Annotated in this window: 12 protein-coding genes; 11 read left to right on the plus strand and 1 reads right to left on the minus strand. The window is 72.8% G+C overall.

The annotated features are described in order from the left end of the window. Positions 1 to 103 precede the first annotated feature (103 nt). A complete protein-coding gene (locus FRAAL_RS06200; RefSeq protein WP_011602618.1) occupies positions 104 to 1,498 on the plus strand; it encodes an aspartate aminotransferase family protein in 1,395 nt (464 codons plus the stop codon). Between the two features lie 90 nt (positions 1,499 to 1,588). Here the strand turns inward: FRAAL_RS06200 and FRAAL_RS06205 are convergent, their stop codons facing one another. Then, positions 1,589 to 3,877, minus strand: a complete 2,289-nt coding sequence (locus tag FRAAL_RS06205) for an MMPL family transporter (RefSeq protein WP_011602619.1) — start codon at positions 3,875 to 3,877, stop codon at positions 1,589 to 1,591. Positions 3,878 to 4,036: 159 nt separating this feature from the next. Between FRAAL_RS06205 and FRAAL_RS30225 the strand changes: the two genes are divergently transcribed. The 10 genes from FRAAL_RS30225 to hpnH all read left to right on the plus strand — a co-directional run bounded on the left by FRAAL_RS30225 (position 4,037) and on the right by hpnH (position 18,373). Continuing rightward, positions 4,037 to 5,002: a TetR/AcrR family transcriptional regulator gene (locus tag FRAAL_RS30225; protein WP_011602620.1), complete on the plus strand. Its 966-nt coding sequence runs from the start codon at positions 4,037 to 4,039 to the stop codon at positions 5,000 to 5,002. A 1,052-nt stretch (positions 5,003 to 6,054) separates the two neighbouring features. Continuing rightward, positions 6,055 to 6,891, plus strand: coding sequence for an SDR family NAD(P)-dependent oxidoreductase (locus FRAAL_RS06215; protein WP_041938915.1), 837 nt, complete (start codon positions 6,055 to 6,057; stop codon positions 6,889 to 6,891). A gap of 454 nt (positions 6,892 to 7,345) precedes the next feature. Further along, complete coding sequence (gene hpnC / locus FRAAL_RS06220) at positions 7,346 to 8,344, plus strand: squalene synthase HpnC (RefSeq protein WP_011602623.1); 999 nt, start codon at positions 7,346 to 7,348, stop codon at positions 8,342 to 8,344. Continuing rightward, the gene (gene hpnD / locus FRAAL_RS06225; RefSeq protein WP_041938916.1) at positions 8,341 to 9,252 is read left to right on the plus strand and encodes a presqualene diphosphate synthase HpnD; all 912 of its coding nucleotides are present in this window, start codon (positions 8,341 to 8,343) and stop codon (positions 9,250 to 9,252) included. The genes hpnC and hpnD overlap by 4 nt, the downstream gene beginning before the upstream one ends. Continuing rightward, positions 9,249 to 11,027, plus strand: a complete 1,779-nt coding sequence (gene hpnE, locus FRAAL_RS06230) for a hydroxysqualene dehydroxylase HpnE (protein ID WP_041938917.1) — start codon at positions 9,249 to 9,251, stop codon at positions 11,025 to 11,027. The genes hpnD and hpnE overlap by 4 nt, the downstream gene beginning before the upstream one ends. After that, a complete protein-coding gene (locus tag FRAAL_RS06235) occupies positions 11,024 to 12,040 on the plus strand; it encodes a polyprenyl synthetase family protein (protein WP_011602626.1) in 1,017 nt (338 codons plus the stop codon). Before hpnE ends, FRAAL_RS06235 begins: the two co-directional genes overlap by 4 nt. A 208-nt stretch (positions 12,041 to 12,248) precedes the next feature. Further along, complete coding sequence (locus tag FRAAL_RS06240) at positions 12,249 to 14,363, plus strand: terpene cyclase/mutase family protein (RefSeq protein ID WP_011602774.1); 2,115 nt, start codon at positions 12,249 to 12,251, stop codon at positions 14,361 to 14,363. Further along, positions 14,360 to 16,342, plus strand: a complete 1,983-nt coding sequence (ispH, locus tag FRAAL_RS06245) for a 4-hydroxy-3-methylbut-2-enyl diphosphate reductase (RefSeq protein WP_050997023.1) — start codon at positions 14,360 to 14,362, stop codon at positions 16,340 to 16,342. Before FRAAL_RS06240 ends, ispH begins: the two co-directional genes overlap by 4 nt. A 94-nt stretch (positions 16,343 to 16,436) precedes the next feature. After that, positions 16,437 to 16,985 (plus strand): PaaI family thioesterase, encoded by a 549-nt coding sequence (locus FRAAL_RS06250; protein WP_041940225.1) that lies wholly within the window; start codon positions 16,437 to 16,439, stop codon positions 16,983 to 16,985. 383 nt (positions 16,986 to 17,368) lie between these two features. Further along, entirely contained in the window at positions 17,369 to 18,373 is a 1,005-nt protein-coding gene (gene hpnH / locus FRAAL_RS06255) for an adenosyl-hopene transferase HpnH (RefSeq protein WP_009740212.1), read from the plus strand. Positions 18,374 to 18,505: the final 132 nt, after the last annotated feature.

Consider the following 18,505-nt stretch of genomic DNA (forward strand, 5'->3'; position numbering starts at 1 on the left):
GCGCCCGCCGGCCCGAACCCGGGTCGGCGGGCGCGCGGCGCGTCCGCCCGGACCGGGCGGTCCCACCCGCGGGACGCCGACGACGAGGAGAGGACCCGATCCCTTGACGACCACCCCGGCCACCCCCGCCACCCCCGCCACCCCCGCCAGCCCCGACGTCGCCGGCCGCAGCGAGGCGTACGCCGACGATCGTCGGCACGTGTTCCACTCCTGGTCGGCCCAGGCCAGCCTCGACCCGGTGGTCGTCGCCGGCGCCGAGGGAAGCTGGTTCTGGGACGAGTCCGGCCGCCGCTACCTGGACTTCTCCTCGCAGCTGGTCAACGCCAACATCGGCCACCAGCACCCGGCGGTGGTCGAGGCGATCGCCGCGCAGGCCCGTTCGCTGACGACCGTCGCGCCGTTCCACGCCCACGAGGTGCGTTCCCGCGCCGCGCGCCTCATCGCCGAACGCGCGCCGGGCGACCTCGACCGCGTCTTCTTCACCAATGGCGGGGCCGAGGCCACCGAGAACGCGGTGCGCATCGCCCGGCTCGCCACCGGCCGCCACAAGATCCTCGCCGCCTACCGCTCGTACCACGGCGCGACCGGCGGCTCGATCACCCTGACCGGGGAGCCGCGACGCTGGCCCAGCGAACCGGGGATCCCCGGCGTGGTGCACTTCTTCGGGCCCTACCCGTACCGCTCGCCGTTCCACGCCGTCGACGCCGCCGAGGAGTCCGACCGCGCGCTCGCCCACCTCGCGGAGGTGATCGCGCTGGAGGGCCCCGCGACGATCGCGGCGATCATCGTCGAGCCGGTCGTCGGCACGAACGGGATCCTGGTGCCGCCGCCGGGGTACCTCGCCGGGGTGCGTGAGCTGTGCGACACCCACGGCATCGTGTTCATCGCCGACGAGGTGATGTCCGGCTTCGGCCGGTGCGGCGAGTGGTTCGCCGTCGACCACTGGGGGGTCGTCCCGGATCTGATCTGCTTCGCCAAGGGCGTGAACTCCGGCTACGTCCCGCTTGGCGGGGTGATCCTCGCCCCGCATCTCGCCGACGCCTTCGCCGAGCGCCCCTACCCGGGCGGGCTGACCTACTCGGGGCACCTGCTGGGCTGCGCCGCGGCGGTCGCCTCGATCGAGGCGTTCGAGGCGGAGGGGATCCTCGACCACGTGCGGATGCTCGGCACCGAGGTCATCGGGCCGGGGCTGGCGAAGCTGGCGGCGAACCATCCGTCGGTCGGCGAGGTCCGCGGGCTCGGGGTGTTCTGGGCGCTGGAGCTGGTCCGCGACGGCGCCACCCGCGAGCCGCTCGTGCCGTTCAACGCCGCGGGCCCGGCCGCGGCCCCGATGGGTGCGGTCGCCGCGGCCTGCCGCGAGCGCGGCCTGTGGCCGTTCACCCACTTCAACCGGGTGCACGTGGTCCCGCCGTGCACCATCTCCGTGGCGGACGCGCGGACCGGTCTGGCCATCCTCGACGAGGCGCTGACAATCGCCGACGGCTTCACCACGGCCTGACCCCGCACATGCCGGAGCCCCGGCGGGGACCTACCCGCCGGGGCTCCGGGTGGTGCAGGTGGTGCGAGTGGTGCGAGTCGGAAAGTCCGCTCAGTGGGTGGGTTCCCCCGTCCGGGGACTGTCCTGCTCCCGCGCCGGCTGGCCGGGGACCTGTCGGACGTGACCGCCGGTGCCGACCGGCTGGCCGGCGGAGGTCAGCGCGTCCGCGGGCAGCGGGGTGTGCGCCAACTCCTCGATGTCATCGGCGGACTCGACGGAGATCCGCGGCAGGATCCGGTCGAGCCAGGCCGGCACCCACCAGTTCGCCTTGCCGAAGATGTGCATGAGCGAGGGCACGAGGATGGTTCGGATGATGAACGCGTCGATCACGATCGCGCTCGCGAGCCCGAGCCCCATCAACTTGATGACGCGTTCGTCGCCGAGGATGAACGAGGCGAACACCAGGGTCATGATGGCGCCGGCGGCGGAGATGACCCGGCCGGTCTCGGCCTGCCCGAGCGAGACGGCGAGCCGGTTGTCCCGGCGCGCGGTCCACTCCTCGTGCATCCGGCTGACCAGGAACACCTCGTAGTCCATGGACAGGCCGAACAGGATCGCGAACAGGATGACCGGGATGAACGCCTCGACCGGGCCGCCGCTGATGCTGAACACCGACGATCCCCAGCCCCACTGGAACACCGCGACGACGACGCCGAAGGCCGCGCCGACGGCGAGCAGGTTCATCACGGACGCCGTCAAGGGGACCAGCAGGCTGCGGAAGACCGCGACCAGCAGCAGGAAGGCGAGCACGACCACGATGCCGATGAACAGCGGCAGCTTGCTCGACAGCGTGCTGGAGAAGTCCTCGAAGATCGCCGTGATACCGCCGACGTAGATCCCGGTGCCGGACCGGTTGGCCTGCGGGACGACGTCGTCGCGCAGCTTCTTCAGCAGCTTCGAGGTGTCCTCGGCCTGCGGGCTCGTCGTCGGGTACAGGGAGACGATCGCCGCCTGGCCGTTCGGGCTCGGCCGTGGCTCCGACACCGACGCGACGCCCGGGGTGGCGCGGGCCGCCTTCACCACGGCGTTGAGGTTGGCGGTGTCCTGCGGGGACTTGATCTCCGCGACGATCGTGAACGGGCCGTTGAAGCCGGGGCCGAACCCGTCGGCGAGCAGGTCGTACCCGCGCTTGGTGGTCTTCGAGGTGTCGCCGTTGCCGAGGTCGGAGGAGCCGAGCCGCAGCGAGAAGAACGGGATCGCGATGACGAGGATCACCACGGCGCTGATGACGGCGAACAACTGGGGCCGGCGCTCGATGCCCTTGGCCCAGCGCCACCAGAAGCCCCCGGTGTTCTCGTACTCCGGGCCGCTGTCGGCGAGCTTGCGTCGGTCGCGCTTGTTCAGCACCCGCATGCCGTAGAAGCCCAGCAGGGCGGGCAGCAGCGTGACGGCCGCCGCCATGGTCATCGCGACGGCCACCGCCGCCGAGATCGCCACGCCGTACAGGAAGCTCACCCCGAGGGCGAACATGCCGAGCAGCGCGATGCAGACCGTGATGCCGGCGAACAGCACGGCGCGGCCCGAGGTGTTCACCGCGGTGACCGCGGCCTCCTCGGGCGACTTGCCGGCCCGCAGGCCGATGCGGTGCCGGTTGACGATGAACAGCGCGTAGTCGATCCCCACGCCGAGGCCGATCAGGGTCGCCAGGATCGGGCTGAACTCGGCGATGGTGAGCACGTGCGAGAGCAGGATGATCAGCAGGCTGCCGACCCCGAGCGCGACGATGGCGGTGATCAGCGGCAGCGTCATGGCCAGCAGCGAGCCGAAGGCGATGAACAGGATGATCGCCGCGGCGACGATGCCGATGAGCTCGCTGTAGCTCTGCTGCTGCTGCTCGGTGATCGACACGACCTGACCGGTGGCCTCGACCTGCAGGGTGCTGGAGCCGTAGCCGCGGGCGGTGTCGACGAGCTGCTGGATGTCGTCCTTGGGCAGGTCGATGCCCTGCTCGTCGAAGTCGATCGTGGCGAAGGCGGTGAGCCCGTCCTTGCTGACCTGCGAGGCCCCGCGCGGGCCGTAGGGGCTGCCGACGTCCGAGACGTGCGGGACCTTGGCCAGCTTGTCGAGCATCTCCGCCACCGGCGCCTTCAGGGCCGGGTCGGTGATGGGGGCGCCGTTCTTGCTGTGCAGCACGATGGTGGCGCTGTCTCCCGAAGCGGCCGGGAAGTCGCGCTGCAGCAGGTCGATCGCCTTCTGCGAGTCGGTGCCGGGCAGGGAGAAGGCGTCCTTGTAGTCGCTTCCGGCCGCCTGGCTGATCCCCCCGAGGCCGATGATTGCGACGATCCACAGGAGTAGTACGAGCCAGCGGTGCCTGAAGCACCATCGGGCGAGCGAAGCCACGGTTTCCCCTCGAGCGTTGATGATCGGTCGGTGTCGTCACCTGCGACGTCTTGATCGGCAGCGATTGTTGCCTGCTACCTGGGAACTTACCGGTCGTTTAGTAGGTAAGGTTGAGGGTAACATTCGTCGCGGACTCGATCGGAGGGGTGCAGGGCTGCCATGGTCGAGTCGACGTCACCCGGGTCAGCGAGCGATACCAGGTCGCGGATCCTCGCCGCGGCGGTGAGCCTCTTCGGAGAGCAAGGGTATGCCGGCACGTCTGTGAGGGACATCTCCGAGCGACTCGGCGTGACGAAGGCGGCACTCTATTACCACTTCCCGTCGAAGGAGACCATCCTCGACGCGCTGCTGGAGCCCTTCGTCTCCGAGCTGGGCCGGCTGGTCGAGCTGGTCCACCAGTCGCCGGCGCCGAGCGCCCGGGTCCTGCTGGAGCGGATGGTCGACATCATGGCCGGCCCCGGCGGCGTCCTGCTCGCCTTCGTCAACGATCCCTCGGTGATTCACCGCAAGATCGGCAAGAGTGACATGCTCTCCCTGCAGCAGGCCCTGGTCGGGGCGCTCGCCGGTCCGGCGCCGTCGGACCTGCGGCTGCTGCGGGCGCACTGCGCGGTCGGCGCGCTGCGCGCGGGGATCCTCGGGATGGCGCTCGAGCGCGCCCACGCCCAGGCCCGCGCCGAGGACGCCGACGGCGCCGGGGCTGTCAGGGGCGGGGGTGTCGCCGGGGTGGGTCCCGGCGACGCGCTGGCCGCCTTCGGTGGGTCCGGCCCGATCGGGGCGGCCGGCCGCGGGGAGCCGCTCTGCTCGGCGGCGCTGCGCAGCGTGGCGGCCCGGCTGCCGCAGAGCATGCGGCCGCTGGTCTCTGCCGCCGAGCGTCGCGAGATCGTGGCCGCCGCGCTCGCCGCCCTCGGCGCCGAGGAACCGGTGCCCTGGCCGCCGGGAACCGCCTGCCGACCGGGCGGGGGCGAGGGCGCCCGGTCCACCGGGACCACCGGATCGTGCGTGGAATCCGCGACATCCGGGGCGCTGTCCGCGTCGGTTTCTTCCGCATCCTCGCTTCCCGGTGTGCGGGGAGTCGGGGTCACCCGGATCGGTGGGCCGAATCCGTCGGGCATCCACCCGGGGTAGTCCATCCGCTGGATGGATGAGTGGATTGAACCGGCATTCGTGCGGGTGATCGACTGGTGCGGTTGAGTGTCCGATTGGGGTAGTCAGCACCCCCGGCGGCCACCGAACGTGCCTCCGTCGTCGTGCCGGCGACCACTGTCGGACCTCCCGTGATGCAACTTCGGGGCACATGTGTCGGATGTCACCGTGGCGGGTGATATCCACGCCCGGCGGTCCGTCCATTAGGTTCGGAGAAATGCCGCTTTCGATCACGTTTGTCGAAGGCGGTAGGGTGGTCGTCGTGTGGAGGATGGATCAGTGCTCGGACGATGCCCCACCAGCCTGTCCGGCGTACGTCGCGGACCGGCCCGACCCGGCGCGGGAACGATCCACGGATGAACCTGGGCGCCGACGTGGCTGCTCCGGTGGCGACCCGATCGGACTGCCGGCAGGGTACTGACGGCAGAGGTGACGGGCCTGCGCCCGCCGGTTGTGATGTCGTGGTGACAGCCCTGCCGCGGATCGTCGCCGGGTAATTCCGGCGTAGGCAATGCGGTGGGAAATCGCCCCAATACCCGGGCCGGCCGTGGGAAGCGGTTCGCGCGTCCCAGCAGAAGATCCCGAATCCATCGTACGACCGTCAAATCGGACCGCACCCGCGGCCGGCGATAGCGGGCGGCCCTGATAGCGGGGACCGTGGCGATAGAGGGAGTGTGATAGGGAGTCCGGAGCCGCGCATGTGATCCGCCCGCCCCGATGTCGCCCATCTGACCATGGACGATCCGACGGCGGGACGGTGAAATGGTGGGAGTCGTGGACCCGGTGGCGCTCGCGCGCCCGGGGTCCTGAAGTCCGACGCTTGAGAAGCAGTAGCTGTCCGGATCGGCACGGCCATCGAGTGTGGTCGAAGCGGTGGTCCGACGGGAGAGCTCGTGCCATCGGACCATGCCGATCACGCTGGGTCGGGCCACCTCGCGACGCGGGGCGAGATGAGTGGGGAAAGTAGCAGGTGACGTGCAACCAGTGCCCGCGGGGGAGAACTGCGTGAAAGGAACGACCGGAAGTGGTGTGTCATGAGCACACGGTCCCGGCCTGCTTTCCGTGAGGGAGGGTTGACCGTCCTCACCAACCGGACCGCGCGAACGGGCACAGCCCCCGCCACCTGGCCGCCTCGAACGGCCGTCGTGACCGGCGCATCCAGTGGCATCGGGCGAGAAGCAGCCCTGCTGCTGGCCGCCGGCGGCTGTCGCTCGCTGCTGGTCGGCCGCAACGGTGCGGCGCTGGACGAGGTCGCTGCCGCCACGGAGGGTCACCGCATCTCCGTCGACCTGTCGGCCGCCGGTTCGGAGGTGGCGGTCGCCTCCCGGGCCAGTGAGCTGCTCGGCGATGTCGACCTGCTGGTGTGCTCGGCGGGGCTCGGCGCCGCCGGCCCGTTCGACATGATGTCGCCGGAGGCGATCGCGGAACTCGTCGCGGTCAACGTCCTGTCGCCGATGGCGCTCGTCCGGGCCATGCTGCCGGCCATGCTGGATCGTGGGCAGGGGCGCATCCTGATCGTCGGCAGCATCGCCGGTGCGCTCGGCGTGCGCGGCGAGGTGGCCTACTCCGCGACGAAGGCGGCGATGGTCGGCTTCGCTGACGCACTGCGGGCCGAAGTCGCCGGACGCGGCATCACGGTGACGTTGTGTTTACCTGGCGTCGTCGACACCCCGTTCTTCCACCGCCGCGGTGCGCCGTACGTGCGGCGATGGCCGCGGCCGATCCCGGCCGCGCTGGTCGCCGAGCGCATGCTGGCGGCGGCGGGACGGGGTAGCGCGGAGGTCTGGGTCCCAGGGTGGCTGCTCGGCGCGGTGCGGGTCCACGGCGCGGTGCCGTCGCTGTACCGCAGGTTGGCGGGTGTCTTCGGATGATCCGGTACCGGGGGCGTGCTGCCGGCTGGCCCGTGTCGCCCATTGGGGGTGAGTGACACCGACCACAGCTGCGGCGGCCTTCGGGCCGCCGGCGGCAGACGCGCAGGGTGGGGCCGAGGGCGCAGGGCGCCGTCGGCCCCGCGCCGCCGGAACCCGGGCGGCACCACGGCGCGCCTGCCAGGACCGGTCACCTGTGTCGGTCCGTCCGGACCTGCGCAGCAGGTCCCGCGTGAGGCGCGCCCATGACCTCCGGTGCGATCGGGCGCCCTGGTCCGTCGGCGGACCGGGTCGTCGCCAGCGCAGAACCCGCCGAACCTCGGCGCTGCCCAAGGCCGCGGCGCCGGCCAGGATCCGGCTCCGGCCAGGATCCCGGGCGCCGGCCGCGGCCTGGCGCAGGGACCCCCATCCCGGCACACCGCGCCCGGAGTGCAGACCGTCATCGAAGGAGAGGCGTATGACCGCCATCGACGCCCCAACCGGCCCACCACGCACGCCTGCGCTGTCGGGCGCGACGGGCCTGTCCACTCCCGCCGAACAGCTCCTGCGCGCCGCGCCGGCGGAGAACTTCCCGGTCTCGCCGATCGTGCTGCCCGCGGCCGTGCGCGCCCACTTCAACGCCCTGTACGCCTTCAGCCGGTTCGTCGACAACCTCGGCGACGAGGCCGCGGGCGATCGGCTCGCCCTGCTCGACCGCGTCTCCGCGGATCTGTCGGTGATCTGGGCCGGCGGTGAGCCGGAACTCGGCGTCCTGCGCCTGCTCGCGCCCACCGTGCGCGCCTGCGACCTGCCCGCCGAGCCCTTCGAGCGGCTCGTCGAGGCCAACCGTCAGGACCAGCGGGTCACCCGCTACGACACGTTCGACGACCTGGTCCGCTACTGCACCCTGTCGGCCGATCCGATCGGACGGATGGTGCTCGGCGTGTTCGGGCTCGCCACCCCCGACCGGGTCGTGCTCTCCGACAAGGTGTGCACCGCGCTGCAGCTCGCCGAGCACTGGCAGGACGTCGCCGAGGACCTCGCCGCCGGGCGCATCTACCTGCCGCGGGAGGACCTCGACACCTTCGGGGTCACCGAGGACGACCTGCGGGCGAAGGCGGCGAGCCCCGCGGTGCGCCACCTGATGGCCTTCGAGGTCAGCCGCGCCCGCACCGTGATGGACCAGGGCGCGCCGCTGGTCGCGACCGTGCCGGGCCGGCTGCGGCTGGCCCTGGCCGGCTTCGTCGGCGGCGGCCGGGCGGCGCTCGACGCGATCCGCCGCGCCGACTACGACGTGCTCGGCGGTCCACCCAAGGCACCCAAGCCGCGGATGGCGCGCTTCGCACTGGTGGCGCTCGCGCAGTCGGCGGCCCCGGGAGCGCCGGCGGCGGCCCGCACCGCCGCGGCGGTGGCGACCGCGACCGGCACGGCCGGCGTCGCGGCCAAGCGCGAGCGCGCTGCGGGGGAGGGCCGATGACCAGCCCGGTGCCGAACCCGACGAGCCGGCCCACCGTGGCCGAGGCCTACGCCGCCTGCGAGGCCCTCACGAAGGAGGCGGCGCGGAACTTCTCCTACGGCATCCGGCTGCTGCCCCCGGAGAAACGGGGGGCGCTCAGCGCCGTCTACGCGCTGGCCCGCCACCTGGACGACATCGGTGACGGGGATCTGCCGCCCGAGGAGAAGCTTGCCGGGCTCGCCCAGGTCCGAGCCGAGGTCAACAACCTGGGCGCGGGCAGCTCCGACCCGATGTACGTCGCCCTCGACGACGCCGCCCGGCGCTTCCCGATCCCGCTGGAGGCGTTCATCGAACTCGCCGACGGCGTCGAGAGTGACGTGCACGGCACCACGTACGACACGTTCGACGACATGGTCGGCTACTGCCGGCTCGTCGCCGGCACGATCGGCCGGCTCTCGCTGGGCATCTTCGGCACCGAGCAGGCGGCCTCCGACCGCTCGGCGCCGGCCATCGCCGACGCCCTCGGCGTGGCCCTGCAGCAGACGAACATCCTTCGTGACGTCCGCGAGGACCTGCTCGGCGGGCGCATCTACCTGCCGGCGCAGGAGCTCAAGGCCGCCGGGATCGAGCTCGCCGTGGACGCCAGCGGTCGACTCGGCGGACCGCCGACGGCACTGCTGGGCTACCTGCGGTCCTCGGCGCAGCGGGCCGAGGAGTGGTACGACCGCGGCATGGTGCTGCTCGACCTGCTCGACCGGCGCAGCGCGGCCTGTTGCGGCGCGATGGCCGGCATCTACCTGCGGCTCAATCGGCGGATCAAGAACGAACCGGCCGCCGTGCTGGACCGTCGGCTGGCGCTGCCCGGGTGGCAGAAGGCGGTCGTCGCCGCCCGCAGCCTCGCCGGGCGACCGGAGACGAGCGCCGCATGACCGCCGGGGTGAGTGAGGCCACCGAGGCCGCCGGCGCGACCGTGGCAGGTCGGGACGGGTCCCGACCGCACCTGGTCGTCGTCGGCGGAGGTCTCGCCGGGATGGCCGCGGCGCTGCTCGCCGTGGACAGCGGCGCGCGGGTGACGCTGCTGGAGGCCCGGCCGCGCCTGGGCGGCCAGACGACGTCGTTCCGACGGGGAGACCTGTGGATCGACACCGGTCAGCACGTGTTCATGCGCTGCTGCACCGCCTACCGCGGACTGCTGGCGCGCCTCGGGGTGGAGCACCTGACCACCCTGCAGCCCCGCCTGGACGTCCCGGTGCTCCTCGGGGACTCGCTCACCCGGACCCGACTGCGGCGCACCAGCGTGCGCCTGCCCGCGCCGCTGCACCTGGCCCCGGCGCTGCTGGGCTACCGGGCGCTGCCGCTCGCCGAGCGGCTGCGCGCCGGGCTCGCGGCCTTCCAGCTCGGTCGCCTCGACCAGCGGTCCGCGGCGGTGGACGAACGGTCGTTCGGCGCGTGGCTGGCCAGCCACGGCCAGGGCCCGGCGGCGACGAAGGCGCTGTGGGAGCTGCTGACCGTGGCGACGCTGAACGCGCCGGCCGCCGAGGCCTCGCTGGGCCTGGCGGCCAAGGTCGTGCGTACGGGCCTGCTGGACGGCGCCGACGCCGGCGACCTCGGCTGGGCGGAGGTCCCGCTGTCCCGGCTGCACGGCGACGCGGCGATGGCCGCCCTGACCGCGGCCGGCGCCGACGTCCACCTGGGGGCCAAGGTCCGCGCCATCACCGCCGCGGGCGGCGGCTGGGAGCTCGCGGTCACCGCGGGCGGGACCAGCCGCGGCGAGGCGGTGCCCGGCACCGACGCCGCGGGCCGGCTGCACGCCGACGCCGTGGTCCTCGCGGTGCCGCCACCGGCGGCGGCGGACCTGCTGCCGGCCGGGGCCGGCCCGCGACCCGAGCGGCTGCGTGAGCTGGGCGACTCGCCGATCATCAACGTGCACATGATCTATCCACGGCAGGTGATCGAGGGGCCGTTCCTGGCCGTCGTCGACTCGCCGATCCAGTGGATCTTCGACCGGACGATCTCCTCCGGCCTGGCCGCCTCGGGTCCGCCGGGAGCCCAGTACCTGGCGCTGTCCCAGTCGGCCGCCGAGCCGTGGATCGACCGGTCGGCGAACGAGCTGCGCACGTTGTTCGTCGACGAGATGGCCCGGCTGTTCCCGGCCGCCCGCGCGGCCGCGCCGATCGAGGTCTTCGTGACCCGGGAGCGCACGGCCACCTTCCGGCAGGCGCCCGGTTCGCTCGCGTTGCGCCCGGGTACCTCGACCGGACTGCCCGGCTTTGCCCTGGCCGGCACCTGGACCGACACCGGATGGCCCGCGACCATGGAATCTGCTGTGCGTAGCGGACTCGCTGCAACCCGTGAGAGCCTGGCCGGTATGGGGGTCGTCGTCAACGGGTTGGCCGGGTCCGCCGGGGGAGTCCGGGGGGCCGCCGGTCGACCACCGGCGCCGGCTCGGAGACTCCCACGGCAGGGCGCCGACGGGGCGCCCGCCACGAGCACCACACCTGCGTCAGACCCGTCAGAACCTACGTCAGTCCCATCAGACCCATCGCTTGTGCTGGATACAGCGGTTGCACCGAATGCATCGGATTCGTCGGATTCTCCGGATCCACGGGGGGAGAACGCGGTGACCGCCGCAACGAAGGCGGTCACCGGGCCGGTGCCCACCGGCCAGCCAGGGCACTCATCCACAGGGGGATTCCCGGTATGACCATGACGGTTCCGGATGCGATCGAGCGGGGGCGGACCCTCACCGTGCCGGCGCTGCGCGCCGTGGTGGACCGCCTGCACCCGCGCCTTCGCCACGTCGTCGCCTACCACCGCGGCTGGGTGGACGCCGCCGGCGAACCGCTGCCCGGTGGCGGTGGCAAGCTCGTCCGCCCGGCGTTGGCGCTGCTGTCCGCCGAGGCGGCCGGCGCGCCGGCGGAGGTCGGCCTGCCGGCCGCGGTCGCCGTCGAGCTCGTGCACGACTTCTCGCTGCTGCACGACGACCTGATGGACGGCGACACCGAGCGCCGCCACCGGCCGACGGCCTGGACGGTCTTCGGCGCCGACGGCGCGATCCTGGCCGGCGACGCCCTGCTGGGGCTCGCCACCCAGGTCCTGCTGGAGGTCGAGGGCGACGCCGCGCGGCGCGCGGCGCTGATCCTCGGCGCCGGCGTCCAGGATCTGGTCCGCGGCCAGGCCGAGGACCTGATGTTCGAAAGCCGTTCCGACGTCACCGTGGCCGACACGCTGCGGATGGAGGACGGCAAGACCGGCGCGCTGCTGGCCTGTTCGGCGTCGCTGGGCGCCGTGCTCGCCGGTGCCGGCGACGAGATGGTCGACGCGCTCGCCGAGTACGGCTCCCGCCTCGGCACGGCCTTCCAGCTCATCGACGACCTGCTCGGCATCTGGGGCGACCCGGCGGTCACCGGCAAGCCGGTGCTGTCGGACCTGCGTTCCCGCAAGAAGTCCGTGCCGGTGGTGGTCGCGCTGGAGGCCGGCGGCGCCGCCGCCGAGGAGCTGCGTGCCTTCCTCGTCGGCACCGGCGAGTCGAGCGAGGCGGAACTCGCGCACATCGCCGAACTGGTCGAACAGGCGGGCGGGCGGGACTGGACCACCGCCGAGGCCGACCGGCAGCTCAAGGCGTGCGAGAACGTGCTGCGCTCGCTGTCGATGCCGGCCGCGGTCGAGGCGGAGCTGCTCGCCCTCGCCCGCTTCGTGACCGAGCGCGATCGCTGAGGAGGCCGCAGGTGAGCACAGGCGCCCATGCCGCCTGGTCCACCCGCCGCCCCGAACCAGGCCGGGGTGATGCCGGGAGGCCGGGCGGCGCCCCGCCACGGCTCGACCGGCGGGCGGCCCCACCGGGCCGCCGCGACACCGGACAGACCGGCGATCAGCCTGGCGATCGCACGCTTGACCATCGCACGTACGACGAGGGGAGTCGTCGATGAGCCTGACCTCGGACCCGTCCCCGGCTGCTCCGACTGCCGAGAAGAGCCCGAAGCGGCCCACCATCCCGGTGCCCGCCACGGCCGACGCCTACGGGATCTCCCGGTCCTCACCGCCGCTGCCCGCCGCCACCGGCCGGCCGCAGGCGGCCGGCCCGGCCAGCGCGGGCGTCGCCACGGCGCGCGCCCGGGACCATCTCCTCGCGCTGCAGTCGGAGGAGGGCTGGTGGAAGGGCGACCTCGAGACGAACGTCACGATGGACGCCGAGGACCTGTTCATGAAGCAGTTCCTCGGCATCCGCGGTGACGACGAGACCGAGCAGACCGCCCGCTGGATCCGTTCCCAGCAGCTCGCGGACGGCGGCTGGCCCACTTTCTACGGCGGCCCGGCCGACCTGTCCACCACCATCGAGGCCTACATCGCGCTGCGCCTCGCCGGCGACGCGGTCGACGCCCCGCACATGGCCCGGGCCGCGGAGCTCGTGCGCGCCCAGGGCGGGGTGGCCGCCTCGCGGGTGTTCACCCGAATCTGGCTGGCGGCGCTCGGCCAGTGGTCCTGGGACGACGTGCCGGTCATCCCGCCGGAGTTGATCTTCCTGCCGTCGTGGATCCCGCTGAACGTCTACGACTTCGCCTGCTGGGCGCGCCAGACGATCGTCGCGTTGACGATCGTCGGGTCACTGCGGCCGTCGCACGACCTCGGCTTCTCCATCGACGAGCTCAAGGTGCCGGCAGCGGCGCGCAAGCCGGCCGCGCTGCGCAGCTGGGAGGGCGCCTTCGAGCGGCTCGACAAGCTGCTGCACCGCTACGAGAAGCGGCCGATCAAGCTCCTGCGCACCCTGGCGCTGCGGCGGGCCACCGAGTGGGTCGTCGCCCGGCAGGAGGCCGACGGGTGCTGGGGCGGCATCCAGCCGCCCTGGGTCTACTCCGTCATGGCGCTGCACCTGATGGGGTACCCGCTGAACCACCCGGTGATCGCCACGGCGTTCCGCGGGATGGAGCGGTACGTGATCCGCCGGGACACCCCGCAGGGCCCGATCCGCCAGATCGAGGCCTGCCAGTCGCCGGTCTGGGACACCGCGCTCGCGGTCGTCGCGCTCGCCGACGCCGGCGTCCCCGGCGACCATCCGGCGATGGTGAAGGCCGGCCGCTGGCTGGTCGACGAGGAGGTCCGGGTCGCCGGGGACTGGGCGGTGCGCCGCCCCGAGCTCGCCCCCGGCGGCTGGGCGTTCGAGTTCGACAACGACTTCTACCCGGACGTCGACGACACCGCCGAGGTGGTGCTGGCGCTGCGGCGGTTGCTCGGCGCGGGGCACGTCGCCCCGCCGGCCTCCCGGCAGGGCCGCGCGGAGGCCCCCCCGGTGAACACCGTCGAGGACGCGGACCCGCGGCTGGCCGCGGCGATGCGCGCGGCGGCGGCCCGCGGGGTCGACTGGAGCGTCGGGATGCGCTCGTCGAACGGCGCCTGGGGCGCCTTCGACGCCGACAACGTCCGGACGCTCACCACGAAGATCCCGTTCTGCGACTTCGGCGAGGTGGTCGACCCGCCGTCGGCGGACGTCACCGCGCACATCGTCGAGATGCTGGCCGACCTCGGCCGCTCCGACCACCCGATCACCCAGCGGGCGGTGCAGTGGCTGCTGGACAACCAGGAGCCGGGCGGGTCCTGGTTCGGCCGGTGGGGCGTCAACCACCTCTACGGCACCGGGGCGGTCGTGCCGGCGCTGATCGGCGCCGGGGTGCCCACCGACCACCCGGCGATCACCGCCGCGGTCCGGTGGCTGCTCGAGCACCAGTCGCCCGAGGGCGGCTGGGGCGAGGACCTGCGCTCCTACACCGACCCCGCCTGGATCGGCCGAGGCGAGCTCACCGCGTCGCAGACGGCGTGGGCGCTGCTCGCGCTGCTGGCGGTGGACCCGCACAGCCTGGCCGTGAAGCGTGGGGTGCGCTGGTTGTGCGAGACCCAGCGGCCGGACGGCACCTGGGACGAGCCCTACTTCACCGGCACCGGTTTCCCCGGCGACTTCTCTCTGAACTACCATCTGTACCGGCTGGTCTTCCCGCTGACCGCGCTCGGCCGGTACGTGAGCCTCACCGGGGTGGCCACACCATGAGCACCTCCCCATCCCCGGGCGGCGACGGGACCGCTCCCGACGCTGTCGTGACCCCCGCCGACCGCACGGCCCCGGCGGCCGCGGCGGGGGGACCCGCCGTGATCCCCTCCCAGGACCCGGCGTCGCCGTCCGTTCCCTCGTCCGCCGCGGCACGCCGGCTCAGCGCGGTGGGTTCGCCTGTCGCGGTGGGTTCGTCCAGCGCGGTCGGTTCGCCTGTCGAGGCGGGTTCGCCTGTCGACGCGGGTTCGCCCGCCGAGGCGGGTTCGCCGGTCGAGCCGGGCTCGTCCACCGAGGCGGGCTCGGCCGCGGAGGCGTCGGTCGGTGGCGGGCAGGCGCAGGCGCCACCGCGGCCCGCGGAGCCGGCTGCGACCGTGGCCCGGCCCCGCCGACGCGCGCGGCTCGTGGTCGCGACAGCGCTGCGCTTCGAGGCGATGGCGGCCGGCCGCTCCGGCCTGCCGTCGGACACCGTCATGGTGCGCACCGGTATGGGCCCCGACAAGGCGGGCCGAGCCGCTCGGGTGGTCCGTCAGGCGCGCCCCGACGCCGTCGCCATCGTGGGCCTGTCCGGCGGCCTCGCCCCCGGGATCAGGCCCGGGGACATCGTCGTCGCCAGCGAGGTCCGCGGCGTCGACGGTTCCGTCGCCGCCCGCTGTGCGTCCGCCCCGCTGCTGGCCGGTGACCTGCGCAGGCTCGGCCTGACCGTCCACGTCGGCCCGATCGTCACCGCGGCCAAGGTCGCCACCGGCGACGAGCGCACGCGGCTGGCCGCCACCGGCGCCATCGCGGTGGACATGGAGAGCGCCCCGATCGCCGCGGGGGTCGGGGATGTCCCGTTCGCCGCGGTGCGGGTCATCGTCGACACCGCCGACGAGCCGCTCGGCCGCCTCGACCTGGTCCGCCGCGGCGTGCTGGGCCTGCGCACGATGCGCCGGCTCGGCCTGCCCATCGGCGCCTGGGCGGCGGCGGTGGGCCGGCGCACCGTGCTGCTCGCCGAACCGCGGGCGTTCTGCGCCGGGGTCGAGCGCGCCATCGAGGTCGTCGAACGCGCCCTGGAGCTCCACGGCGCGCCGGTCTACGTCCGCAAGCAGATCGTGCACAACTCCCACGTGGTGGCCGACCTCGCCGCCCGAGGGGCGGTCTTCGTCGAGGAACTCGACGAGGTGCCCGCCGGCGCGACCGTGGTCTTCTCCGCGCACGGGGTGGCCCCGGCGGTGTGGAACCAGGCCGACGGGCGCCAGCTCTCCGTCATCGACGCGACCTGCCCGCTGGTCGAGAAGGTGCACGCCGAGGCCCGCCGGTTCACCTCCCGCGGCGACACCGTGCTGCTCATCGGCCACTCCGGTCACGAGGAGGTCGACGGCACGCTGGGCGAGGCGCCTGGGCGCATCCGGCTGGTGCAGTCGCCCGAGGAGGTCGACGCCCTCGACGTCCCCGACCCCGAGCGGGTCACCTACCTCATGCAGACCACGCTGGCGATGGACGAGGCCGAGGAGGTCGTCGACGCGCTCAAGGAGCGCTTCCCGGCGATCGTCGGCCCCGGGTCCGCCGACATCTGCTACGCCACCTCGAACCGGCAGAACGCGGTGCGCAAGGTCGCCCAGGAGGCGCAGCTCGTCCTCGTCGTCGGGTCGGCCAACAGCGCGAACTCGGTGCGGCTGGTGGAGGTCAGCCGCCGCGACGGGGTGGCCTCCCACCTCGTCGAGAACGTCGGCGACGTGGAACTGTCCTGGCTGGACGGGGTGGAGACGGTCGGCATCTCCGCCGGCGCCTCGGCTCCGCCGTCACTGGTGGAGGAGCTCACCGCCGCGCTGTCCGGCCTCGGGGCGACGGACGTGACCACCCGATCCGTCGGTACCGAGACGGTCGCCTTCCACCTGCCCAAGGAGCTGCGCCGCGCGGGCGCCATCGCGGCCGGTGCCGCCGCGGCTGGTACCTCCGCGGCTGGTGCCGCGCCGGCGCACGTGTCCGGCCCGTCGTAGCCCGACTCGCGGTCCCGACCGCCGGTCGCCCGACCGTTCGGCGGGGATCGCCGTGCGCGATCCCCGCCACGGCCTCGTCTCTAGGCTGCTGACCATGACCGCGATGGAATCCGCACCCGGCGTTCCCGAGCTCGACCCCGCGCTCTGGGGCGAGCCCCGCAGCAAGTCCGTCACCTGGCACGACCCGATCCCGGTCGCGTCGGCCGCGGCCACCCTGAGCGGCCTGGAGTTCCTGACCGCGATGCGCGACGGCCGGATCCCGCCGCCGCCCATCTCCCGGCTGTTCGACTTCCGGCCGGTCGAGGTCTCGCGCGGCGACGTGGTGTTCACCTGTCAGCCCGACGAGTCGGCGTACAACCCGATCGGGATGGTCCACGGCGGCCTGCTCTGCACGATCCTCGACACCGCGGCCGCCTGTGCGGTGCAGACCACCCTCGACGCCGGCGTCGCCTACACCTCGATCGAGATCAAGGTGAACTACCTGCGGCCGGTGCGCATCGCGGCGGGCCGGCCCCAGCGGCTGACGGCGCACGGCTGGACCACCAGGCCGGGGCGCCGGGTGGCCTTCGCCGAGGCGGACGTCCGCGACGACGACGGCAAGGTCGTCGCCACGGCCAGCAGCAGCTGCCTGATCCTCGACTGAGACCGGCTCCGGTCGCCGGGAACCCCAGGACGTGTAACTCTGAGTAATGAGTCGGCGTCGTTGCCGGCATCGGCGTCGCCCGGCCAGCGGAACCCGCGGGCCGGCGCGCCGGAGGTCGTCCCCACACCTCCGACGCCTCGTCGAAGGTTGACGATGCGAGGCCGGCGGAGGCCGCAATCGGCGTCCTTTGGCCGTCGCGCGAGGCCCTGACCTGGCCGGATACCCTCCGCGACCGGTTGCTCGGACGAGCGGGTCGGCCACCGGACACAGCTGTGCGACAGTTCATCGCTCGATCCACATGCAGCCTGTACGTACAGGCTGTATGGTCAGTGCAGAGATCATCGGTCATCCCACCGGCGACCTGAGGAGAGGGGAGCTACGCCGTGGCGGTCGAGTGGCGGTACCAGCTCCGTATCGGTACCTACCTGGCGAAGCAGAAACTGCGGCGCCGCAAGCACTTCCCGCTCGTGCTGGAGCTGGAGCCACTGTTTGCCTGCAACCTGTCGTGCACGGGCTGTGGGAAGATCCAGCATCCGGCGTCCGTCCTGAAGCAGCGGATGAGCCCCGAGGACGCGCTCGCCGCGGTCAAGGAGTGTGGCGCTCCGGTCGTGGCGATCGCGGGCGGTGAGCCGCTCATGCACCCGCAGATCCACGAGATCGTGAACGAGCTGGTCAAGCGCAAGAAGTTCGTGATCCTGTGCACGAACGGCCTGCTGCTGCAGAAGAAGCTCAAGAACTTCACGCCGTCGCCCTACTTCACCTTCGTGCTGCACATCGACGGGCTGCGCGAGCGGCACGACTCGGTGGTGGAGAAGGAGGGCACGTTCGACGAGTGCGTGCGGGCCTTCCACGCGGCGAAGGCGGCCGGCTTCCGGGTCGGCACCAACTCCACGTTCTTCAACAACGACAGCCCGCAGGACGTCATCGACATCCTGACCTTCCTCAACGACGACCTCAAGGTCGACCAGATCCAGCTCTCGCCGGGTTACGCGTACGAGAAGGCTCCGGACCAGGAGCACTTCCTCGCCGTCCAGGAGACCCGCGAGATGTTCGGGAAGGTCTTCGCGGAGGGTCGCCGCAAGAAGTTCCGGCTCAACCACTCGCCCATCTTCCTGGACTTCCTCGAGGGGAAGAAGGAGCTCGACTGCACCGCCTGGGGCATCCCGAGCTACTCGCTGTTCGGCTGGCAGAAGCCCTGCTACCTGATGAGCGACGGGTACGTCTCCTCGTACAAGGAGCTCGTCGAGACCACCGACTGGGACTCCTACGGTCGCGGCAAGGACCCTCGGTGCGCGAACTGCATGGCGCACTGCGGCTACGAGACCTCGGCCGTGCTGGCGACGATGGGTTCCCTGAAGGAGTCCATTCGCGCCGTCCGCCAGGTCTGACAGTCTGACGATCTGACGGTCCGACCCGGCGGCGGCCCTCCCGCCGCCGTTCGGCCGGCTTCACCCCGAACGCCGTCCCGACCGCTCGCCGCGGCCGGGGCGGCGTTCGTCGTTCTCGGGCCCGATGCCTAC

The sequence above is a fragment of the Frankia alni ACN14a genome, assembly GCF_000058485.1.
In the GTDB taxonomy this organism is placed as follows: Bacteria; Actinomycetota; Actinomycetes; order Frankiales; family Frankiaceae; genus Frankia; species Frankia alni.